Source organism: Aquimarina longa SW024, assembly GCF_001401755.1.
Classification (GTDB): Bacteria; Bacteroidota; Bacteroidia; order Flavobacteriales; family Flavobacteriaceae; genus Aquimarina; species Aquimarina longa.
Map to the genome: position 1 here is coordinate 62,977 of NZ_KQ474103.1, position 21,175 is coordinate 84,151.

The following is a 21,175-nucleotide window of genomic DNA, read 5'->3' on the forward strand; positions in this document are numbered from 1 at the left end:
TCATCTCGTCCATTAGATATAACTAATAAAAAAAACAATGGACAAGTCAAAAACAATACAAGTACACATTATTAATGCCTTTGTAGAAAATGACAAAGGTGGTAATCCTGCGGGTATGGTCTTAAACGCAGATAAGTTATCCTATAAAAATAAACTTGAAATAGCAAAAAAAGTAGGGTTATCAGAAACTGCCTTTGTTTCAGAATCTAAAACCGAAGACTTTAAGCTAGATTTCTTTACCCCAAACAAACAAATAGCACATTGTGGACATGCCACAGTAGCTACATTTTCTTACCTAAAACAAATAGGAATTCTAAAAAACGATTGTACTTCTAAAGAAACTATAGATGGAAAAAGAAAAATATGCATGATGGGAGAGGTAGCATTTATGGAACAATTAGCTCCAAAATATATAGACGTGAGTTCAAAGGAACATCTAATTTTAAAATCTTTAGGATTACAAAAAAATGACCTCATACATAATGCTCCTATTAAACTAGTAAACACAGGAAACTCATTCATGCTAATTCCTGTAAAAAATGAAGTTATTTTAAAAAACCTGATTCCTGATTTAAATCTAATAAGTGAAATTAGTCAAGAGTTTGATTTAATTGGATATTATGTATTTTCTACTAAAACAGAGAATCCTAAGAGAGATGCTACCGCAAGAATGTTTGGACCTTATTACGGTATTTTAGAAGAAGCCGGAACAGGAATGGCAGCAGGACCTCTTGCTTGTTATTTATTTGATATTTTAAAACTCAAGAAAGAACGATATAATATACAACAAGGTAAGTATATGAACATACCATCACCTAGTGTAATCATCGTAGATTTAGTAATTAAAAATGAAAAAATAAAGAGTGTAATGGCAGGGGGTAGTGGGCTTGTAAAAACAAAACTAAATATCAAAATAAATAGCTAAAAATCAATACATCATCAAATACCCCTACTAAAATAATTAAGTATCATACTAAAACTCGCATATAGAACTACCCATAAGGGAATTCATCTCCGATAACTAAAAGGTGTAATGTATGCTAGATAAAGGTAAAAAAACAACCCCTAGTGGTTAACAACTCCTCTAGGGGTCTAGGCCGAAACGTAAAATTAAACTAACTCAACTTACACTCAATTAAACCTGCTTCAGCTTCTCTTACATAGTATTCTATAAAACATGTTTTGGGGATATTTGACAAAAAATCATAAATCAAAGTATAAGACTTAGAGTTGTCAACCATGTTAAGTATTTCTTTTTTCCTATTATATTAAGATAAATAATTTTTATGATTATTCCCTATTTTTTCATAAAAATCTAATAATCAACACTTAAAAATATTTTATTTCTTTATGCTTTATTAAAAAAACAACCTTTCATTAAGCTTTATTTAATTTTTCTTTAATATTTTCTAGACATAAATTATTAATACTTCCAATATGACTATGTGTTGTATTTTTATCTGGTTTATAGTTTCCCTTTTCTATATCCTGACCTATTTTTATATAAGCATCTCTAAAAGACATGCCTTGCATCACTAATTTATTTAATGTATCTACACTAAACAGATAATCGTACTTAGTATCATCTAGGATAGTAGTATTCACCCTAATTGTATCCAAAGCATACGTTGTCATCTCTATAGATGCTTTTAAATTCTGAATTGCTGGTATAATCCCTTCTTTTAGCAATTGCATATCTCTATGATATCCGCTTGGTAAATTATTAGTTAACAAACTTAATTCATAGGGTAATGCCTGAATCTTATTACACTTCCCTCTTATTAACTCAAAGACGTCTGGATTTTTCTTATGTGGCATAATACTCGATCCTGTTGTAAATTCTGTTGGAATATGTATAAAACTAAAGTTCTGACTCATATACAAGCACACATCCATCGCAAATTTAGATAATGTTCCTGCTATACTGCTCATGGCAAAGGCTACTGATTTTTCGGATTTCCCTCTACTCATTTGGGCAGCTACAACATTATATTTTAATGTTTCAAAACCTAATTCTTTAGTTGTAAAGTCTCTATCTATCGGAAACGAACTCCCATATCCTGCTGCACTTCCTAGCGGGTTTTGGTCTACTACTTTTAAGGCTGCGTTTACAAAATATAAATCATCTATAAAACTTTCTGCATAGGCAGAAAACCATAACCCAAAAGAGGACGGCATTGCAATCTGTAAATGTGTATATCCTGGTAATAGCACATTCTTATATTTTTCTGCTGCAATTAATAGATGATTAGATAATTCTTTAATCTGTGATTTAAGTTGTAATAATTCATCTTTTAGATATAGATGCATTGCCACTAATACTTGATCATTACGCGATCTAGCGGTATGGATTCGTTTACCTGCATCTCCTATGCGCTGTGTTAGTTCAAATTCAATTTTGGAGTGTACATCTTCAAACTCATCTTCTATTATAAAAGTTCCTTTTTCAATATCTTCTGCCAGATTAGTTAATTCTCGTTCGATTCCTGAAATATCCTCATCAGAGAGTAAACCTATTTTGTATAACATTTTAGCATGTGCCAATGTTGCCTGTACATCATACTTTGCAATTATCAAATCTAACTGTCTATCATTACCTACAGTAAATGCATCTATTTTTTTATCTGTTGGCAGTCCTTTATCCCAAAGTTTCATTGTATCGTAATTTATATCATTTTAATATATTATAGTATTCCTTCTAGAATAGCAATATACAGAGCTACTCCTTCTCTGATTTCTTCGGTATAGATATATTCATTTGCTGAATGTGATCGAGTAGAATCTCCCGGTCCCAATTTTAATGAAGGACAATTTAATACAGATTGATCTGATAATGTTGGAGACCCATAAGTAGTTCTTCCTAATCGTACCCCTGATTTTACAACAGGGTGATCTATTGCTATTGAAGAAGATCCTAAATCTAATGATCTGGGAGTTACTTCCACTCCATCTGGCATCGCTTGTAATACACTCTCTAAAACCTGCGCATTGTTATAGTGATCATTTACTCTAATATCAATAACTAAATCACAACTTGCTGGTACTACATTATGTTGATTACCGGCATTAACTTGTGTAACTGTCATTTTTACTTTCCCTAAAGTATCGGATACCTTCGGGAATTGATATGATCTAAACCACTCTATTATTGGTATCGCATTATATATGGCATTATCATTATTAGGGTGTGCTGCGTGACTAGCTGTTCCTTTTACTGATACATCTAGCACTAATAATCCTTTTTCTGCAACTGCCAATTGCATTAATGTTGGTTCTCCTACAATGGCAAAATCTACATTCTCAATATATTTTAATACACTTTTTAATCCTAATGGACCACTACTCTCTTCTTCTGCTGACGCTACAATCACAAAATTGTACTTTAGATCTCTTTTTTGATAAAAATACGTAAATGTAGCAATCAATGAAACTAAGCATCCTCCCGCATCATTACTTCCCAGACCAAATAATTTTCCTCCCTCTTCAAAAGCTTTAAATGGATCGTTAGTATAATTTCCATTTGGTTTTACCGTATCATGGTGAGAGTTTAATAGAATAGTAGGTAAAGAGTTATCATAATATTTATTGTATGCCCATATATTATTGTTCTCTCTCTTAAAAGGAATATCATTTTTTATAAACCAGTTTTCAATCAGTTGAGCTGTTCTATCTTCTTCTGATGAAAAAGATGGAGTCTCTATTAATTTATGTAAAAGTTCTATTGCTAGATCTGTTAGCTCTTTAATTTTCGAATCATGGAGTAATTGAGCATGTAAGCCCCCAAGTACTTCTCCATCACTGTTATTTATTTGCAAATTATTTTTAGCATTCTCTAACTTTTCCATTTTTATATTTTTAAAACTAATTATCGAATCATTAATACGCTCACTTTATCACCTCTTTATTGTTTAAGCGCTTATGCGCCAAACTAATCATAGGCTTAAAGTGGTGTGTTTAGTGGTATTATCTTTTATAAAACTTGCATTGGCAATATGTACTGTACTTACTTGTTTCTGTAATGCTTCAAAACAATTTTGAAGTTTAGGAAGCATCCCATCTGCAATTATCCCCGCATTCATTAATTCAGTATATTTTTCTAAATTGATATGTTCGATTACCGAGTCTTTATCATTGATATTCTCTAACACTCCTTTTAATTCAAAACAATAATAAAGCGACACTTCATAATCAGTACTCATCTCTGCAGCAATTTTGGATGCAATAGTATCTGCATTAGTATTCAATAATTGCCCTTGACCATCATGCGTAACTGCACAAAAAACAGGTGTAATCTCCTGATCTAAAAATGCTTTAATAATTTTATGATCTACTTTGCTTACATCGCCTACATACCCATAATCAACAAATTGTACTGGTCGTTTCTCTGCTATAATTACATTAGCATCTGCTCCTGTTAATCCTAAAGCATTACATCTATGGTTTTGTAATCTCGCAACAATCGTCTTATTTAACAATCCTGCATAGGTCATTACTACACTATCTAAACTCTCTAAAGAAGTGACTCTTCTTCCATCAATCATCTCTGTTTTTACTCCTAATTTAGCAGCCAATTTAGTTGCTGATTTTCCTCCTCCATGAACTAAAATTTTTGGGATCTCTATTTTAGAAAAATCACCTAAAAAAGAAGCTAAAGCGTTTTCATCTTCTATAATGTTACCTCCTATTTTAGCTACTAACAATTTATTATTCATATTTCTAAAATTTTTCAAGTATTTTCTTTAAGACTAATTGAGCTGCATACGTTCTATTATTTGCTTGCTCGATTACAATAGTAGTTTCACTATCTAGTACACTATCATCGACTACTACGTTTCTCCTTACTGGTAAACAATGCATTAATTGGGCATTATTAGTGAGCTTCATTTTTTCTTCTGTAATTTTCCATGCAGTATTATTATGATCTACTTTACCATAATCAATATAAGAACTCCAATTTTTTACATATACAAAATCGGCATCTTTTAATGCATTTTCTTGGTTGTAATCAATAGGCACCTGTTTAGTAATCTGACTGGCTAACTCTAACCCTTGGGGGTGGGTAATTACAAAATCTGCGTCCATACGTTGCATCATCTCTACAAAAGAATTAGCAACTGCCTGGGGCAAAGCTTTTGGATGCGGCGCCCATGATAATACAACCTTTGGTTTATTTATTTTTTTATACTCGGTAATTGTTATAGCATCTGTTAATGCTTGTAATGGGTGTCTTGTAGCACTTTCCATATTAATAACAGGAATAGAAGCATATTTTATAAAACCACTCAACACCTTTTCATTATAGTCTTCTGTTCTATTTTTTAATTTTGCAAAAGCTCGTATCGCCAATATATCACAGTACTGAGAAATTACTTGCGCCGCTTCTTTTATATGTTCTGAGTTTCCTTGATCCATTATAGTGCCATCGCCATATTCTAGTGACCACCCTTCTGCTGTAAAATTCATAACAACTACATCCATCCCTAGATTTAAAGCTGCTTTATGTGTACTTAATCGCGTACGAAGGCTAGGATTAAAAAAAAGTAATCCGATAGTTTTACCCAAACCCAATGTTGTGTTTGCTAATGGTTTTTTCTTTATTTTAATAGCTTCATCTACCCAATCAGATAATGAATCTATATCCTGTATAGAAAAGTAATTGTTCATTTTTTTTATCTTAAATAATGGGAACTTCAGTTCCTACATTTTGTAATGCTTTTATAAAATGGTCTATCGCTTTTTTGCCTATCGTTAGAGGCGGTAGGATTCTCAATAATTTTTTGTTCATTGCTCCTCCTGTAAAAATATGCTGGTCGTGGATCATTTTTTTTCTTAATTCACTAACTTCAAAATCAAACTCTAAACCTAACATCAACCCCTTTCCTTTTACTTTTTGCACTCCGGAAAGATGCTTTATCTGAGATAAAAAATAATCTCCTACTAGTGCTACATTTTCTATGAGATTTTCGGTTTCTATAACTTCTAACACAGATAATGCGGCAACACAGGCAAGATGATTCCCTCCAAAAGTAGTCCCTAACATACCATAATTAGATTGTATATGTGGTGCTATAAGTATACCTCCTACAGGAAAACCATTTCCCATACCTTTTGCTATAGAAATAATATCAGGAGTAATCCCATGATATTGATGTGCAAAGAATTTACCACTTCGTCCATACCCCGATTGTACTTCATCTAATATTAAAACTGCTTTAAATTCATTACATAAGATTTCTAATGCTGTAAAGAATTCTGTAGTTCCTTCATCCAATCCTCCTACTCCTTGTATTGGTTCTATAATCACAGCACATACATCCCCTTTTTCTAATTCTGCTTTTACAAGTTCTATTTTATTTAATGGTAAAAAAGTAACGTTTTGCTGTTTATTTATAGGTGCATTGATCTTTGCATTATCTGTTGCGGCAACGGCAGCGGAAGTTCTACCATGAAAACCGTTATAAAATGCAACTACTCTAGATTTACCCGTATGAAAAGAGGCTAGTTTTAATGCATTTTCATTAGCTTCTGCTCCAGAATTACACATAAATAATTGATATTCTTCATACCCCGATAATTCTCCTAGCTTTTTTGCTAGCTTTTTTTGTAAACTATTTTGTACTGCATTAGAATAGAAACCTATTTTCTCTAATTGCTCTTTAAGTTGTTTTACATAATGAGGATGTGAGTGACCAATCGAAATCACTGCATGTCCTCCATACATATCGAGATATTCTTTTCCTTTTTTATCCACCACTATACAGTCATAAGCATTTACCGGTTCTACATCGTACAATGGATATACATCAAATAGTTTCATAATATTCGTTTTTGGTTGATCTTACTATTTATTTTATGGTGTTTATTTTTTCATAAGAAGCCATTACTCCTTTTATTACAGATGAGCTTAATCCTTGATGTTCCATCTCATTTAAACCTTCTATAGTACATCCTTGGGGTGTTGTTACTTTATCAATTTCGCGCTCTGGATGTGTTCCATTTTCTGCTACTAATGTTGCTGCACCAATAGCTGTTTGTACTGCTATAATTTGCGCCTCATGAGGGTGAAACCCCATTTGAATACCTCCTTGTATCATTGCTCTTAAAAATCTGAGAAAAAAAGCAATTCCGCTTGCACCCAAAACTGTTGCTGCCTGCATTAAACGTTCTTCAATCACTAAGGTTTCACCTATAGTATCAAACATTTTCTGAACGATTTCTAATTCTTCTTTTACTTCTTCGTTTGCAGCAATACAAGTCATTGATAATTTCTTAGATGCTCCTGTATTAGGCATTACTCTTACTACTTTATTAATAGGGATTGTTTCATTAATTTCAGCAATTGATATCCCCGTTACAGTAGAGATTAATATTTGGTCTGCTGTTACGATGTCTTTAATTTCCTTCAAAACAATATCTAATTGTCTTGGTTGTACACAGAGAATCACCCATTTTACACCTCTTATAGATGTTGTAATATCTTGTGAAGTCGATACACCAAGTTCTTCTTCTATTGCTGTTAAGTTATATTTTGATTTATCTACTACAGTAATATTTTTTACTTCAAACATGGTACTATTGGCTAATCCTGACAGGATTGATTTACCTAAGTTGCCTCCTCCTATAATTGTTAATTTATTCATGATATTGTTTATTTTGTCAATATAACAGCTACATTAAAAGGCGCTTGCTTTTAATTCTAACCCCATTTTTTCTTCTAATCCAAACATTAGATTCATATTATGAATAGCTTGTCCTGATGCTCCTTTAATTAAATTATCAATCACTGATGTAATGATCAACATCCCATTTTTTTTACTGATGTGTAGGATGCATTTATTCGTATTTACGACCTGTTTTAAATGGATTTCTTCATCTGAAATCATAGTGAATTGTGCATCTGAATAAAATGATGTGTATAACTCTTTTGCTTCATTTTCATCCCCTTCATATTTCGTATATAATGTGGCATAGATCCCTTTACTAAAATTACCTCTATTAGGAATGAAAAATAATGGGGCATCAAAACCTACTTGCAACTGTTCTATACTTTGCTCAATCTCCCCTAAATGTTGATGTGTAAATACTTTATAACTAGAAAAATTATTATCTCTCCAACTAAAATGAGTCGTTCCTCCTGGCATTACTCCTGCTCCTGTACTTCCTGTAGTTGCATTGATATGTATTGTATCTTTTAATCTACCTGCTGAAGCTAATGGTAATATTGCTAATTGAATTGCTGTTGCAAAACATCCTGGGTTTGCAATATTTGTAGCTGATACGATTTTTTCTTTTTGTAATTCTGGTAAGCCATATACAAAATCTCTCCTTAAGAATTTTTTATCTTTATGTAATCTAAAATCATTTCCTAAATCAATTATTTTAGTGCTTTCTGAAAAAGTATTTGTTTCTAAAAATGATTTTGATCTCCCGTGTCCTAAACATAGAAATAATACATCTACATTAGAGTTTACAGTATCTGTAAATTTAAGATCTATTTCCCCTATCAAATCAGGGTGTTGTTTGTAAATTGATACTCCTGCATTAGTAGTACTGTATACAAAATTTAATTGTACTTGTGGATGATGTACCAATAACCTTAATAATTCTCCTGCTGTATAACCTGACCCTCCTATAATTCCTACTTGTATCATGATTCACTTGGGTTTACATTATGATATATTTTATTAGCATTACCATAGATTTTAATAAAACCTTTTGCATCGTCTGATGTCCAAGAATTATTCATCTCTCCGTACTGTCCAAAATCTGATTTCATCATATCATAATCAGACTCAATTCCTTGTAATGTAAAATGATATGGTTTTAATAATACGGTTACATCTCCTGTTACCGATTTCTGAGCATCTTCCATAAATACTTCTATATTTCTCATTACAGGATCGAGATAATTCCCTTCGTGTAATAACATTCCATACCAATTAGCTAATTGCTCTTTCCAATATTGTTGCCATTTGGTAAGTACATGTTTTTCTAGTAGGTGATGTGCTTTTATAATAATCATTGGTGCTGCTGCCTCAAAACCTACTCTTCCTTTAATTCCTATAATAGTATCTCCTACATGAATATCTCTTCCTATGGCAAAGGCACTTGCTATTTTTTCTAGTTTTTGAATATTCTTAACTGGTGAATCTTTATGACCATTTATCCCTATAAGCTCTCCTTTTTTAAAATTAAGAGTGATTGTTTCCTCTTCTTCTTTCTGAAGCTGACTAGGATATGCTGTTTCTGGTAAAGTACTATGAGAAGTTAGTGTTTCTTTTCCTCCAACGCTTGTTCCCCATATACCTTTATTAATAGAATATTGTGCCTTTTCCCAGCTATACTCTACCCCATGTTTTTGAAGATATGCCATTTCTTCTTCTCTAGAAAGTTTTAAATCTCTAATTGGAGTTATAATCTCTATCTCTGGGGCTAAAGTTTGAAAAATCACATCAAATCTAATCTGATCATTACCGGCTCCTGTACTACCATGTGCTATATATTTTGCTCCTATTTTCTTAGCATAGTTAATCACCTCGATTGCTTGAAAAATTCGCTCTGCACTTACTGATAATGGGTAGGTATTATTTTTTAGAACATTTCCAAAAATCAAATATTTAATCGCTTTATTATAAAAGTCATCCAATATGGTTTTATTAATATGAGAAGAACTTCCTAATTTGTATGCTCTCTTTTCTACTTCATCTAACTCTTTTTCTGAAAACCCGCCTGTATTTACCAAAATGGAATGTACCTCTAAGTTTTGCTCGTAAATAAGATATTTTACACAATATGAGGTATCTAATCCTCCACTATATGCTAATACTACTTTTTCCATAACACTAATTCTATATTGTTTGTAAGCATAGTTTGCTTGATTTTTTTTAATCTTTTTAATACTTTTTTATCAAACCATTTCTGTTTTTTCTTCTTCTTTTGTGATGGATCATATAACATCCCTGTACATAGGCACATTTTATGATCTTTAGAAGTTAAAATAGAATAGTTTGTACATGTTTTACACCCTGCCCAAAAATTAGGATCATCTGTTAATTCTGAAAATGTAACAGGTTTATATCCTAACTCAGAATTGATTTTCATAACGGCTAATCCTGTTGTTATCCCAAATATCTTAGCCGTAGGATATTTTTTTAAGGAATGATTAAATGTAAATTCCTTAATTTTTTTTGCTAATCCTAAGTTTCTGAAATCTGGATGTACTATTAACCCCGAATGTGCTACATGTTTTTCATGTCCCCAAACTTCGATATAACAGAATCCAGCAAATTGTTTTCCTGATAAAGCTATAATAGCATTTTTATTTTGCATCTTGGTCTGTATATATTCTGGGGTACGCTTAGCAATACCAGTTCCTCTTATTTTGGCTGAATCAGATATCACATCACATATTTCTTTTGCATAATGAAAATGAGTTTCATCAGCAATTATGATCTCTATTTTTCTCATCTGTCAGTTTTTCTTTTTTTAGTGGTCAAACAGATTTTAAAACAACAATGATCTTTATAACTATAAAATATACTATTGTGTCCCATTTTATAAACGATTTACATTTATTAAAGAAGTTTTGATATTAAATTATTTCTGATTTTTATAAACATCTAAATTGAATAAGTAGTTTTAGCTCTCTTGTTGGTGAGATGCATTTTTTAAACAATAAGAAATCTGCTCTATATCTTTGCTTAAAATAAATTTTACTTAAATAAATTTGGCACTTAAATAGGAAATAGGGCGCACCTATTTCAGAAGAAAATTAAACCCCCAAGGGGCGACGAAAGCGGCGTGTAGGAATAGTGGTATCACCAAATGTGTTCAAAAACTGAACCTTAACTTCTGTAGATATGTAATTTACCGTTTTCATAATAGTAACTCTAAATCGTCGGCTATAGCCCCTTTCGTTAACTAGATAGTGCAATATTACGTAAAAATTTAATAGGTAAGGTATATCTTAAGTAAAACTAACTAATTTTTAAAGCCTTTTTAAAATTAGTTAGTTTTATTAGTCAATATGATATTTTTTTACTTCATAAATGGAGAAAATAAATCTTATACAACAGTTTTTTTAGAGATGCTTGAAGATCAAAATCAAGATTTTTAATTATGAATGAAGTATTATTTTTAAAAACATAATAGAATTAAAATATCTAACATACTTCTTCTTTCACATAATCTTTTGAAAAATTGAAACAACCTGTCATTTATTTTTATCAAACATCTTACATTCAATTATTTTTTCTTAGGCAAAAGATATAAAAAAGGCTTTGGAAGTACTATATCTTAAAGAAAAAACAATTAAACCTAAAGTTCAGTTAATTAGATATAAATCAAATTAAACAACAAAAATTGATTCTATATTTATTATCATTATTAACTACTTAAATATTATTGTTATGAAAAAAAAAATGTATTTACTCTCTCTTTCTTTAATTTGGGGATTGGGTATTAAAGCACAAATTAGTGAATCTGGAACTCCTCACTTTCTCAATGAAAGTAAATCGAAATCAATAACGATTCCAAAAGTAATCATGCCTTTAATTGATTTCATCAAAATTCAACAAGAACAAAGATTAACAAAAAACAGAGAAAAAGACGTTCCTCATCGTTTTGCTTATGCTCATAAAGTAAATATAAATCCAGACAATACAGGGCGATGGTTTACTAAACCAAATGGAGATAAATATTGGTTATTAGAAATTCAATCTAAGGGAGCTAAATCCTTAAATTTCACATTTTCTGATTTTTATTTACCAAAGGGGTCAAAATTATTTTTTTATAATAAGGAACATTCTGATATCAAAGGAGCTTTTACTTCTAAAAACAACAAACCCTATCGCAAACTGGGAATCACTCCTATAAAAGGGGATAATGTCATTATAGAATATTATCAACATTCTAGTGTTACAGAGCGACCTGCATTACAGATTTCTACTGTAGCACATGATTATGAGGATATCTTTAAAATAGCTGATGCTATATACAAATCAGAAATTAATACTAAAAATTTTGGAGATTCTGACCATTGTAACGTTAATGCGTCTTGTAAAAAAGCCCAACCTCATAGAAATCAATTAAGGTCTGTTGCATTAATTATTGATAATCAAGGAACTGGATTTTGCTCAGCAGTACTCATAAACAACACTAACATGGATAAAACTCCTTATCTAATTAGTGCTAATCATTGTTTTAAAAAATTCTCTGCTGAAACGTCTAGATTTATATTTAACTATCAATCTAATACTTGTGAAAACCCTAAACAAAACCCATCTATGCAATTATCAATATCTGGTGCTCAGATATTAAAACCGGATGAGTCAAAAATTTTACATGAAGGACCTAATAACACCATAACTAAAGAAGAAAAAGCAGCTTCTGATGTTACGCTCTTAAAACTTTCTACAAACATCCCTGAAAATTATTTTGTGTATTATAGTGGTTGGAATACTGATCGAGTAATCCCTCCATACAGCTATGGATTTCATCATCCACAGGGTGATATTAAAAAATTTAGTTTTACATCTCATATAAAAAATGGCTACAGAGGTACTCATGGGTTTAATTTTAATACAAGACAATATAACTTTTTTTGGTCTGTGCAATGGCAACTAGGAATTACCGAAGGAGGTTCTTCTGGCTCTCCTTTATTTAATCCAAATGGACAAGTTACAGGAAGCTTGAAGTCTGGAACTTCATATTGTCATACCCCTAAATCATATGATCGTTATCTTAAATTTTCTCGTACACTTTCTCTATATAAGAAATATTTAGCTCCCAATAGTGATCTTCTTTTAATTGATGGTATCGATAGTAACAAAAATAATAAAACCTTATTAAGAGAAGAATTAAATTCTTCTCAGAATATTTCTATATATCCTAACCCCGTCCAAAATAATCTATTTATTAAATCTAACGTAGAATATTCTAAAATAAAGGTTGTTGATATCATAGATATTTCTGGAAAAATTATTCATAGAAAAAACTATACTATTAAAAAAGTAAATGATAATTTATTAAAAGTTTCTGTTCTAAAGTTACCTAAAGGTAGTTATTTCTTAAAAACCACAAATGAAGATTTATCATCCTCTATCAAAAAAATTATTATTTCTAAATAGTATATCATTTTTTTATAATAATGAGTATGTATTTTGCTAGTCATAAAAGGAAATGATACAACGCTATTAAAGAATTAATTATAGAAGCTTTCTAAAACTAGTTTTAGAAAGCTTCTTAATGTATGATGCTGTCTTGATTTTTAATGCTCATACCATATTTATGTATGATAAGATTAACACTATAACTAATCAATCCATAGCTTAAGATGGTTCTACTAATTAGAAATATTATATAGGATAATCAAACTAAAAACTGAAACAAATCTGGTTTGTCATTTAGATAATCTCCAAAGAAATTTAGTGCTTTCATTCTAGAAATCAAAGGCTCTAAATCTTTCTTATCTTTTAATTCAATCCCTACTACTGCTGGACCGTTTTCTCTACTTGATTTTTTAGAATATTCAAAATGAGTGATATCATCATTAGGGCCTAATACTTCTCCCACAAATTGTTTTAATGCTCCTGCTCTTTGTGGAAAACGAACTATAAAATAATGTTTTAATCCTGCATATAACAATGCTCTTTCTTTTATCTCTGCTGTACGTGTAATATCATTATTACTACCACTTACAATACAAACTACGTTTTTACCTTTGATTTTATCTTTATAAAATTCGAGCGCCGCCAAAGTAAGTGCTCCTGCTGGTTCTACTACAATAGCATCTCTGTTATATAAATCTAAGATTGTTTGGCATACCAATCCTTCTGGGATCGTATACATATCTGATAGGTATTCTTTACAAATATCAAAATTGAGACCTCCTACTTTTTGAACTGCAGCACCATCAATAAACTTATCGATATCAAAAATTTTGGTATTCTCATTATTTCGGATAGAAGATAACATGGAAGGTGCGCCTTCTGGTTCTACACCTATAATTTTTGTATTTGGGGACAAAGCCTTCATTGCTCCACATAACCCAGAAGCTAGCCCTCCTCCTCCAATACCTACAAAAATATAATCTATTGGCACATCTGCTTGTTTAAAAATTTCGAGCCCTATTGTTCCTTGTCCTTCTATCGTTTTTGGATCTTCAAAAGGATGTACAAATGTTTTTCCTTCGGATTTACAAATTTCCATCGCTGCATTAAAAGAGTCATCAAATGTATCTCCCTCAAGAGCTATTTTTACATAATCACCTCCAAACATTTTTGTTTGCTCTACCTTTTGTTTTGGTGTTACAGAAGGCATATAGATAGTACCGTTTATTTTCATATGATTACAAGCAAACGCTACTCCTTGTGCATGGTTTCCTGCACTAGCACACACTACTCCTTTTTTTAGTTGTGCCGTAGTAAGTGAACTTATTTTATTAAAAGCTCCTCTAATTTTATAAGAACGAACACGCTGAAGGTCTTCTCTTTTCAACAAAACATTAGCTTCGTATCTACGAGAATACCGAATACTATTCATAAGAGGTGTAACCATAGCTACTTCTTTTATAGTAGAAGCGGCTTTTTGGATATCCTCTAGCTTAGGAAAATATATATCGGTTATACTACTCATAATTAAAATTCAATACCATATTTAGTTCACCTAGATCCATTAAAGACTATACAATACACATCTAAACAACTTTAACAGACCCGGGTAAACAAATAAATAATTTATACTATAGGTTTCATTGCAGTCATAGAGGCTCTTAGTCTAGCTCCAATAACTTCTATAGGGTGATTTCTAATTGCTGCATTTACTTCTATTAATTTGGCATTATCAACACCTTTGTTTTTTCCTTCATCATAAAACGTTCCTATTACATCTGTATTTATGTTCTTCATAAAATCAACTAATAGAGGTTTACAAGCATGATCAAATAAATAACAACCATACTCTGCTGTATCAGAAATCACACGATTCATCTCGAATAATTTCTTACGTGCAATTGTATTAGCGATCAGTGGAGTCTCATGTAGAGACTCATAATATGCTGATTCTTCTATAATTCCTGAGTCTGTCATTGACTCAAAAGCTAATTCTACTCCTGCTCTTACAAAAGCTACCATTAATACTCCATTATCATAAAATTCTTGCTCTGATATTTCTACATCGCCTGCAGGAGTTTTTTCGAATGCAGTTTCTCCTGTAGCAGCTCTCCAGGATAATAAGTTTTTATCATCATTTGCCCAATCTTCCATCATTGTCTTAGAAAAATGTCCTGAAATAATATCATCCATATGCTTCTGAAATAATGGACGCATAATATCTTTTAGCTCTTCAGAAAGTTCAAATGCTTTAATTTTAGACGTATTAGATAATCTATCCATCATATTTGTGATTCCTCCATATTTTAATCCTTCGGTAATAGTCTCCCAACCATACTGAATTAACTTAGAGGCATACCCTGCATCGATTCCTTTTTCTATCATTTTATCAAAACATAAAATAGAACCTGTTTGTAATAGTCCACAGAGAATAGTTTGTTCCCCCATAAGATCTGACTTTACTTCAGCAACAAATGATGATTCTAACACTCCTGCTCTATCTCCTCCTGTTCCTACTGCGTAAGCTTTTGCTTGATCAAAACCGTGTCCTTGAGGATCATTTTCTGGATGTACTGCTATTAATGTAGGTACTCCGAATCCTCTTTTATATTCCTCTCTTACTTCTGATCCTGGGCATTTTGGTGCAACCATAATTACAGTAATATCGTCTCGTACTTGCATTCCTTCTTCTACAATATTAAATCCATGTGAATATGATAATGTAGCTCCTTTTTTCATAAGAGGCATTACTGTATTTACTACTTGTGTATGCTGTTTATCTGGTGTTAAATTAATCACAACATCAGCATTAGGAATTAATGCTTCATATGCTCCTACATTAAATCCGTTTTCTGATGCATTTTTAAAAGATTGCCTCTTTTCTTTGATAGCTGCTTCACGAAGCGCATATGAGATATCTAACCCCGAATCTCTCATGTTTAACCCTTGGTTAAGTCCTTGAGCTCCACATCCAATGATCACTATTTTTTTACCTTTTAATGCATCGACTCCTGATGAGAATTCTTCAGAATCCATAAATCTGCATTTTCCTAATTGTGCTAATTGATCTCGTAATGATAGCGTATTAAAGTAATTTGCCATTTCTTTATTAATTTGTTGTGATTTCCTTTAGGAAATTTGATTTAGTTTTATTTTTAGTTGTTCTATTTTTATAGTGTATTTCTGAAATAAATTCAAGAGCTAGGCTATTTCACTATGTTTTCTTATTTGAATACTTTGACCAGTATTAGAATAACAATCAAAAAAAGATGTTATTCCTAATTCTTTATGCTGTTTCCATTCCAAAATTTTCTATGATTTTAGATATATGCATCTTTTCTTTTGTTATTGCAATTCTTCCAGAGCGAACAAATTGCATTAAACCGAATGGTTCTAATTTATGATATAATGCTTCTACTTCTCTACGTCTTCCTGTTTTTTCTATAACAAAAAACTCTGGAGTAACGGTAACAATATTTGCATTACTGTTTTTAATGACATTCTGAATTTGGCGTTCTTCAAATAATAACTTTGATGCCACCTTAAATAAAGCTGTTTCTTGATAAATAGTCTCCTCATCTTTATGATAAAAAGCTTTAATAACTTCGATTTGTTTTTCTATCTGTCCTATAATTTTTTTTACTTGATCTTCTGTTAACTTTACTACAATTGTAAATCTAAATACATCTTTTATTTCTGAGGCAGATGCGGTCATACTATCTAAATTAATATGCCGTCTTAAAAATATTGCAGAAATTCTATTCAACAATCCTATATTATTTTCGGTATATACCGAAATGGTATAATTCTCTTTTTTCATTATTACTATATTATATTGTTGTATATACTATAATCTCTAGGGTTAAGTAAACAAAGTTTTATTACTCTAATCGTACATCAGAAACCGATGCTCCGGTAGGAATCATTGGAAATATATTATTTTCTTTTTCTACACATACTTCTAGGAAATAGGAATCTTTACAAGCTATCATTTCCTTAATACTTTCTTGCAAATCTTCTCTACGAGTTACTTTTTTAGACTTGATATGGTATCCTTCTGCTATTTTTACAAAATCAGGATTTACCATTTCTGTAGACGCATATCGTTTATCAAAAAACAATTGCTGCCATTGTCGTACCATTCCTAAAAATTCGTTATTTAACACTACAATCTTTACAGGTACTTTTGTTTGAAAAATTGTTCCCAGTTCTTGTATTGTCATCTGATAACCTCCATCTCCTATTATAGCGACTACTTCTCTTTCTGGAGCTCCCATTTTTGCACCAATAGCTGCTGGCAAAGCAAATCCCATTGTTCCTAATCCTCCAGAAGTGATATTACTCTTGGTTTTTATAAACTCAGCATAACGACAAGCTATCATTTGATGCTGTCCTACATCTGATACAATAACTGCATCTCCTTTGGTTTCTTCATTAATCCCTCTAAGTACTTCTCCCATAGATAATCCTTCACTTTTAGGGTATAATTCATTTTTTATAACCTTATCATACTCGATAGTGTCATAATCTCTAAATTCCTTCAACCAAGAATCATGAGAACTCTGTGTTACTAAAGGGAGTAATTGTGCTAATGTATTTTTAACATTTCCCATAACAGCAACATCTGCTTTTACATTTTTATCAACCTCTGCTGGGTCTATTTCGAAATGTATAACTTTAGCTTGTTTAGCATAGTACTCCAAATTACCTGTAACTCGATCATCAAAACGCATTCCTATAGCTAATAACAAGTCACATTCATTAGTCAATTTATTAGGTCCATAATTACCATGCATACCTACCATACCTACATTTAATGGATGAGCTGTTGGTAATGCTGATAACCCCAAAATTGTCCAAGCAGAAGGGATTCCTGCTTTCTCTATAAAACTTTTTAATTCTTCTTCGGCTTCTCCCAAAATAACTCCTTGTCCAAATACTACCATTGGTTTTTTGGCAGTATTTATAAGTTTTGCTGCTGCTGCTATACTTTTGGGGTCTGTTTCTGGTACTGGTTTATAACTCCGTACTCCTTTACATTTTTCATATACAAAATCTAATTCCTCAAATTGTGCATCTTTTGTAATATCAATCAATACAGGACCTGGTCTTCCTGAACGAGCAATATAAAAGGCTTTTGCTAATACAGCAGGAATATCTTCGGCTTTAGTTATTTGATGATTCCATTTAGTAATTGGAGTAGAAATCCCAATAATATCTGTTTCTTGAAACGCATCAGATCCTAAGAGGCTCGATCCTACTTGACCTGTAATACAAACCATTGGTGTAGAATCAATCTGAGCATCTGCTATTCCTGTTACAAAATTAGTAGCTCCTGGTCCCGAAGTAGCAATAGCGACTCCCACTTTACCACTAGTTCTAGCATACCCTTGTGCTGCATGGGTTGCTCCTTGTTCGTGTCTTGTTAATACATGGTGTAGTTGATCTCTATATTTATATAACTCATCATAAACTGGCATAATTGCCCCTCCGGGGTATCCATAAATTAAATCTACTCCTTCTGCTAAAAGGCATCGAATTACTGATTCTGCTCCCGTCATACGCTCAGTTGACATTTTAGTTTGTTTTTTTATCGTTTGCGTTTGTGTTTCCATACACTCCTAATTTTTAGAGGCTAGACTTTTAGAAACTAGAGTCTAGACTTTTTTTAGATTCTGATCTACATCAGAATGATATTTTATTGGTTGCCAGCATCAAAGTGCTAGAATATTTTTTTAGATTCTAATACAAATTAGAGTCATATAATTCATCTAAAACATTAGTTTTAGATATTTTAAAATTCATCTGTTACACACCCTTGGGATGCAGATGATACTGTATGTGCATATTTATACAATACTCCTTTAGTAAATTTTAATTCTGGTTGAACCCATAAGTTTTTTCTTTTTTCAATTTCAGCTTGATCAATAGCTACTGTTATTGTATTTGTTTCGGCATCAATTGTTATGATATCTCCATCTTCTACTAATGCTATTAGACCTCCTTCTTGTGCTTCTGGAGTTATATGTCCAACAACAAACCCGTGTGTTCCTCCTGAAAATCTTCCGTCTGTAATCAAGGCTACATCTTTTCCTAACCCTGCTCCCATAATTGCTGCGGTAGGTTTTAACATTTCTGGCATTCCTGGTCCTCCTTTTGGTCCTTCATATCGTATTACAACAACATCTCCTTTTTCCACTTCACCATCTCTAATCCCATCGTTAGCGGCATACTCTCCATTAAAAACTTTAGCTTTTCCTTGAAAACGTAACCCTTCTTTTCCCGTAATTTTTGCAACACATCCTTCTTCTGCCAGATTACCAAACATAATTCTAAGATGTCCTGTATTCTTAATCGGGTTTTCTATAGGTCTTATCACATCTTGCCCCTCGGTAAGGTCTGGAATGTCTAATAGATTTTCTGCTATTGTCTTTCCGGTAACAGTTAAACAATCTCCATGTAATAAACCTTTTTTTAATAGGTATTTCAATACTGCCGGAATTCCTCCTACCTCATGTACATCTTCCATCAAATATTTACCACTTGGTTTTAAATCTGCTAAAAAAGGAGTGTCATCACTAATTCTTTGAAAATCTGCTAAGGTAAAATCTACATCTGCAGCTCTGGCTATTGCCAAAAAGTGTAATACGGCATTAGTTGATCCTCCTAATATTGTTACTAATCGAATAGCATTCTCTAATGATTTCTTAGTTACAATATCTTTGGGCTTTATATCTTTCTCCAACAGTAATCGCATAGCACGTCCTGCCTGAATACTTTCTTCTTCTTTATCTTTACTTATTGCTGGATTTGATGAGTTATATGGTAATGACATCCCTAATGCTTCAATTGCAGAAGCCATTGTATTTGCAGTATACATTCCTCCACAAGCACCTGCTCCTGGACATGCTTTCTCTATAACACTTTTATATTCTTTTTGTGTAATTGTACCGGCTACTTTTTCTCCCCAAGCTTCAAAGGCAGAAACTACATCTAATTTTTTTCCTTCATGACATCCAGAAGCTATAGTTCCTCCATATACTAAAATCGAAGGACGATTTAACCTAAGCATTGCCATCAAAGCTCCAGGCATATTTTTATCACAACCTACAACAGTTACCATTCCATCATAAGACATTGCCTGAACTACAGTCTCCATAGAATCTGCAATTACATCTCTTGATGGTAATGAAAAACGCATTCCTGGTGTTCCCATAGAAATTCCATCACTTACTCCAATCGTATTAAATATAAGCCCTACTACATCTTCTGATATAGTTCCTTTTTTTACTAATTTTGCAAGATCATTAAGGTGCATATTACATGGATTCCCTTCATAACCTGTACTAGCAATTCCTACTAATGGCTTTTTAAAGTCTTCATCACTCAAACCAATAGCATGAAGCATTGCCTGTGCGGCAGGCTGCGTATCATCCTGAGTCACTTGTTTACTATATTTATTGATGCTCATCTTATTCTAGATATTTTTTTTACGAATTATATAAAATTTTAACCTTTATTTTAAACTATTTATAACATTACAAACAAGTAACAGTATAAAGCTACCTTGTTAGTTGAAAAAAATTACATATCATTTAACAATCTTACAACATTCAAAAACAACATTAATCTTTTAAAACACTTACAACCAACTAATTACATTCAAAATATTTACAATCACTATTCTTTTTTTTTATGAACATTTATTTATTGATCAAAAAAAAACCCTTCATTATATGAAGGGAGTTGTATCTAATTATAGTATATCAATATCCCTTCATTATGGTGAAATAATCACAATAATATTACTAATGACATTGATAATTATGTTGCTACTTATTCTCATTATATAACTTTATACTGCACTAATTTTAAAATTAGATTCTGATTTTTCTTTAAATAAAATCAAAATTTGATTGTATGTATTATAAAAAAAATCCCTCTACTTACGTAAAGGGATTTTTAATATTGTATCTATTATATCAATTATATCCCTTATTGAGGTAAAATAATTACCTCAATACTAATGACATGTGTATGTATTCTATTCATTTATAGCGCTAATA

At 31.7% G+C, this 21,175-nt stretch carries 16 protein-coding genes; 2 read left to right on the forward strand and 14 right to left on the reverse strand.

The annotated features are described in order from the left end of the window. Window positions 1-37 precede the first annotated feature (37 nt). Window positions 38-925 (forward strand): PhzF family phenazine biosynthesis protein, encoded by an 888-nt coding sequence (locus tag N456_RS18075; RefSeq protein ID WP_062060219.1) that lies wholly within the window; start codon window positions 38-40, stop codon window positions 923-925. 452 nt (window positions 926-1,377) lie between these two features. Here the strand turns inward: N456_RS18075 and argH are convergent, their stop codons facing one another. The 9 genes from argH to N456_RS18120 form a co-directional block, all read right to left on the reverse strand. Beyond that, entirely contained in the window at window positions 1,378-2,655 is a 1,278-nt protein-coding gene (gene argH / locus N456_RS18080) for an argininosuccinate lyase (RefSeq protein ID WP_062060221.1), read from the reverse strand. A gap of 29 nt (window positions 2,656-2,684) precedes the next feature. Further along, on the reverse strand, window positions 2,685-3,845 hold the full coding sequence (locus N456_RS18085; RefSeq protein WP_082422585.1) for a M20 family metallo-hydrolase: 1,161 nt from the start codon (window positions 3,843-3,845) through the stop codon (window positions 2,685-2,687). Window positions 3,846-3,932: 87 nt separating this feature from the next. Next, window positions 3,933-4,712, reverse strand: a complete 780-nt coding sequence (gene argB / locus N456_RS18090) for an acetylglutamate kinase (RefSeq protein ID WP_062060223.1) — start codon at window positions 4,710-4,712, stop codon at window positions 3,933-3,935. 4 nt (window positions 4,713-4,716) lie between these two features. Then, window positions 4,717-5,664 carry an N-acetylornithine carbamoyltransferase gene (locus tag N456_RS18095; RefSeq protein ID WP_062060225.1) on the reverse strand — a complete coding sequence of 316 codons (948 nt, stop codon included), beginning with the start codon at window positions 5,662-5,664 and terminating at the stop codon, window positions 4,717-4,719. A 10-nt stretch (window positions 5,665-5,674) separates the two neighbouring features. Further along, window positions 5,675-6,817 (reverse strand): aspartate aminotransferase family protein, encoded by a 1,143-nt coding sequence (locus tag N456_RS18100; protein ID WP_062060227.1) that lies wholly within the window; start codon window positions 6,815-6,817, stop codon window positions 5,675-5,677. Window positions 6,818-6,845: 28 nt separating this feature from the next. Further along, window positions 6,846-7,640 (reverse strand): pyrroline-5-carboxylate reductase, encoded by a 795-nt coding sequence (proC, locus tag N456_RS18105; protein ID WP_062060229.1) that lies wholly within the window; start codon window positions 7,638-7,640, stop codon window positions 6,846-6,848. A 33-nt stretch (window positions 7,641-7,673) separates the two neighbouring features. After that, window positions 7,674-8,651, reverse strand: a complete 978-nt coding sequence (argC, locus tag N456_RS18110) for an N-acetyl-gamma-glutamyl-phosphate reductase (protein WP_062060231.1) — start codon at window positions 8,649-8,651, stop codon at window positions 7,674-7,676. Further along, on the reverse strand, window positions 8,648-9,838 hold the full coding sequence (locus N456_RS18115) for an argininosuccinate synthase (RefSeq protein WP_062060233.1): 1,191 nt from the start codon (window positions 9,836-9,838) through the stop codon (window positions 8,648-8,650). The genes argC and N456_RS18115 overlap by 4 nt, the downstream gene beginning before the upstream one ends. Then, window positions 9,826-10,467 (reverse strand): GNAT family N-acetyltransferase, encoded by a 642-nt coding sequence (locus tag N456_RS18120; protein WP_062060235.1) that lies wholly within the window; start codon window positions 10,465-10,467, stop codon window positions 9,826-9,828. Before N456_RS18120 ends, N456_RS18115 begins: the two co-directional genes overlap by 13 nt. 941 nt (window positions 10,468-11,408) lie before the next feature. Here N456_RS18120 and N456_RS18125 point away from each other — a divergent pair. Further along, window positions 11,409-13,127, forward strand: a complete 1,719-nt coding sequence (locus N456_RS18125) for a T9SS type A sorting domain-containing protein (protein WP_062060237.1) — start codon at window positions 11,409-11,411, stop codon at window positions 13,125-13,127. A gap of 241 nt (window positions 13,128-13,368) precedes the next feature. On the opposite strand, the gene ilvA is transcribed toward N456_RS18125, so the two are convergent. The 5 genes from ilvA to ilvD all read right to left on the reverse strand — a co-directional run bounded on the left by ilvA (window position 13,369) and on the right by ilvD (window position 20,580). Beyond that, a complete protein-coding gene (ilvA, locus tag N456_RS18130; RefSeq protein WP_062060239.1) occupies window positions 13,369-14,634 on the reverse strand; it encodes a threonine ammonia-lyase in 1,266 nt (421 codons plus the stop codon). Between the two features lie 101 nt (window positions 14,635-14,735). Further along, window positions 14,736-16,211 carry a ketol-acid reductoisomerase gene (gene ilvC / locus N456_RS18135; RefSeq protein WP_062060241.1) on the reverse strand — a complete coding sequence of 492 codons (1,476 nt, stop codon included), beginning with the start codon at window positions 16,209-16,211 and terminating at the stop codon, window positions 14,736-14,738. Between the two features lie 184 nt (window positions 16,212-16,395). Beyond that, window positions 16,396-16,929, reverse strand: coding sequence for an acetolactate synthase small subunit (gene ilvN / locus N456_RS18140; RefSeq protein ID WP_062060243.1), 534 nt, complete (start codon window positions 16,927-16,929; stop codon window positions 16,396-16,398). Between the two features lie 61 nt (window positions 16,930-16,990). After that, window positions 16,991-18,724, reverse strand: a complete 1,734-nt coding sequence (gene ilvB / locus N456_RS18145) for a biosynthetic-type acetolactate synthase large subunit (protein WP_062060245.1) — start codon at window positions 18,722-18,724, stop codon at window positions 16,991-16,993. 179 nt (window positions 18,725-18,903) lie between these two features. Then, window positions 18,904-20,580, reverse strand: coding sequence for a dihydroxy-acid dehydratase (ilvD, locus tag N456_RS18150; RefSeq protein ID WP_062060247.1), 1,677 nt, complete (start codon window positions 20,578-20,580; stop codon window positions 18,904-18,906). Window positions 20,581-21,175: the final 595 nt, after the last annotated feature.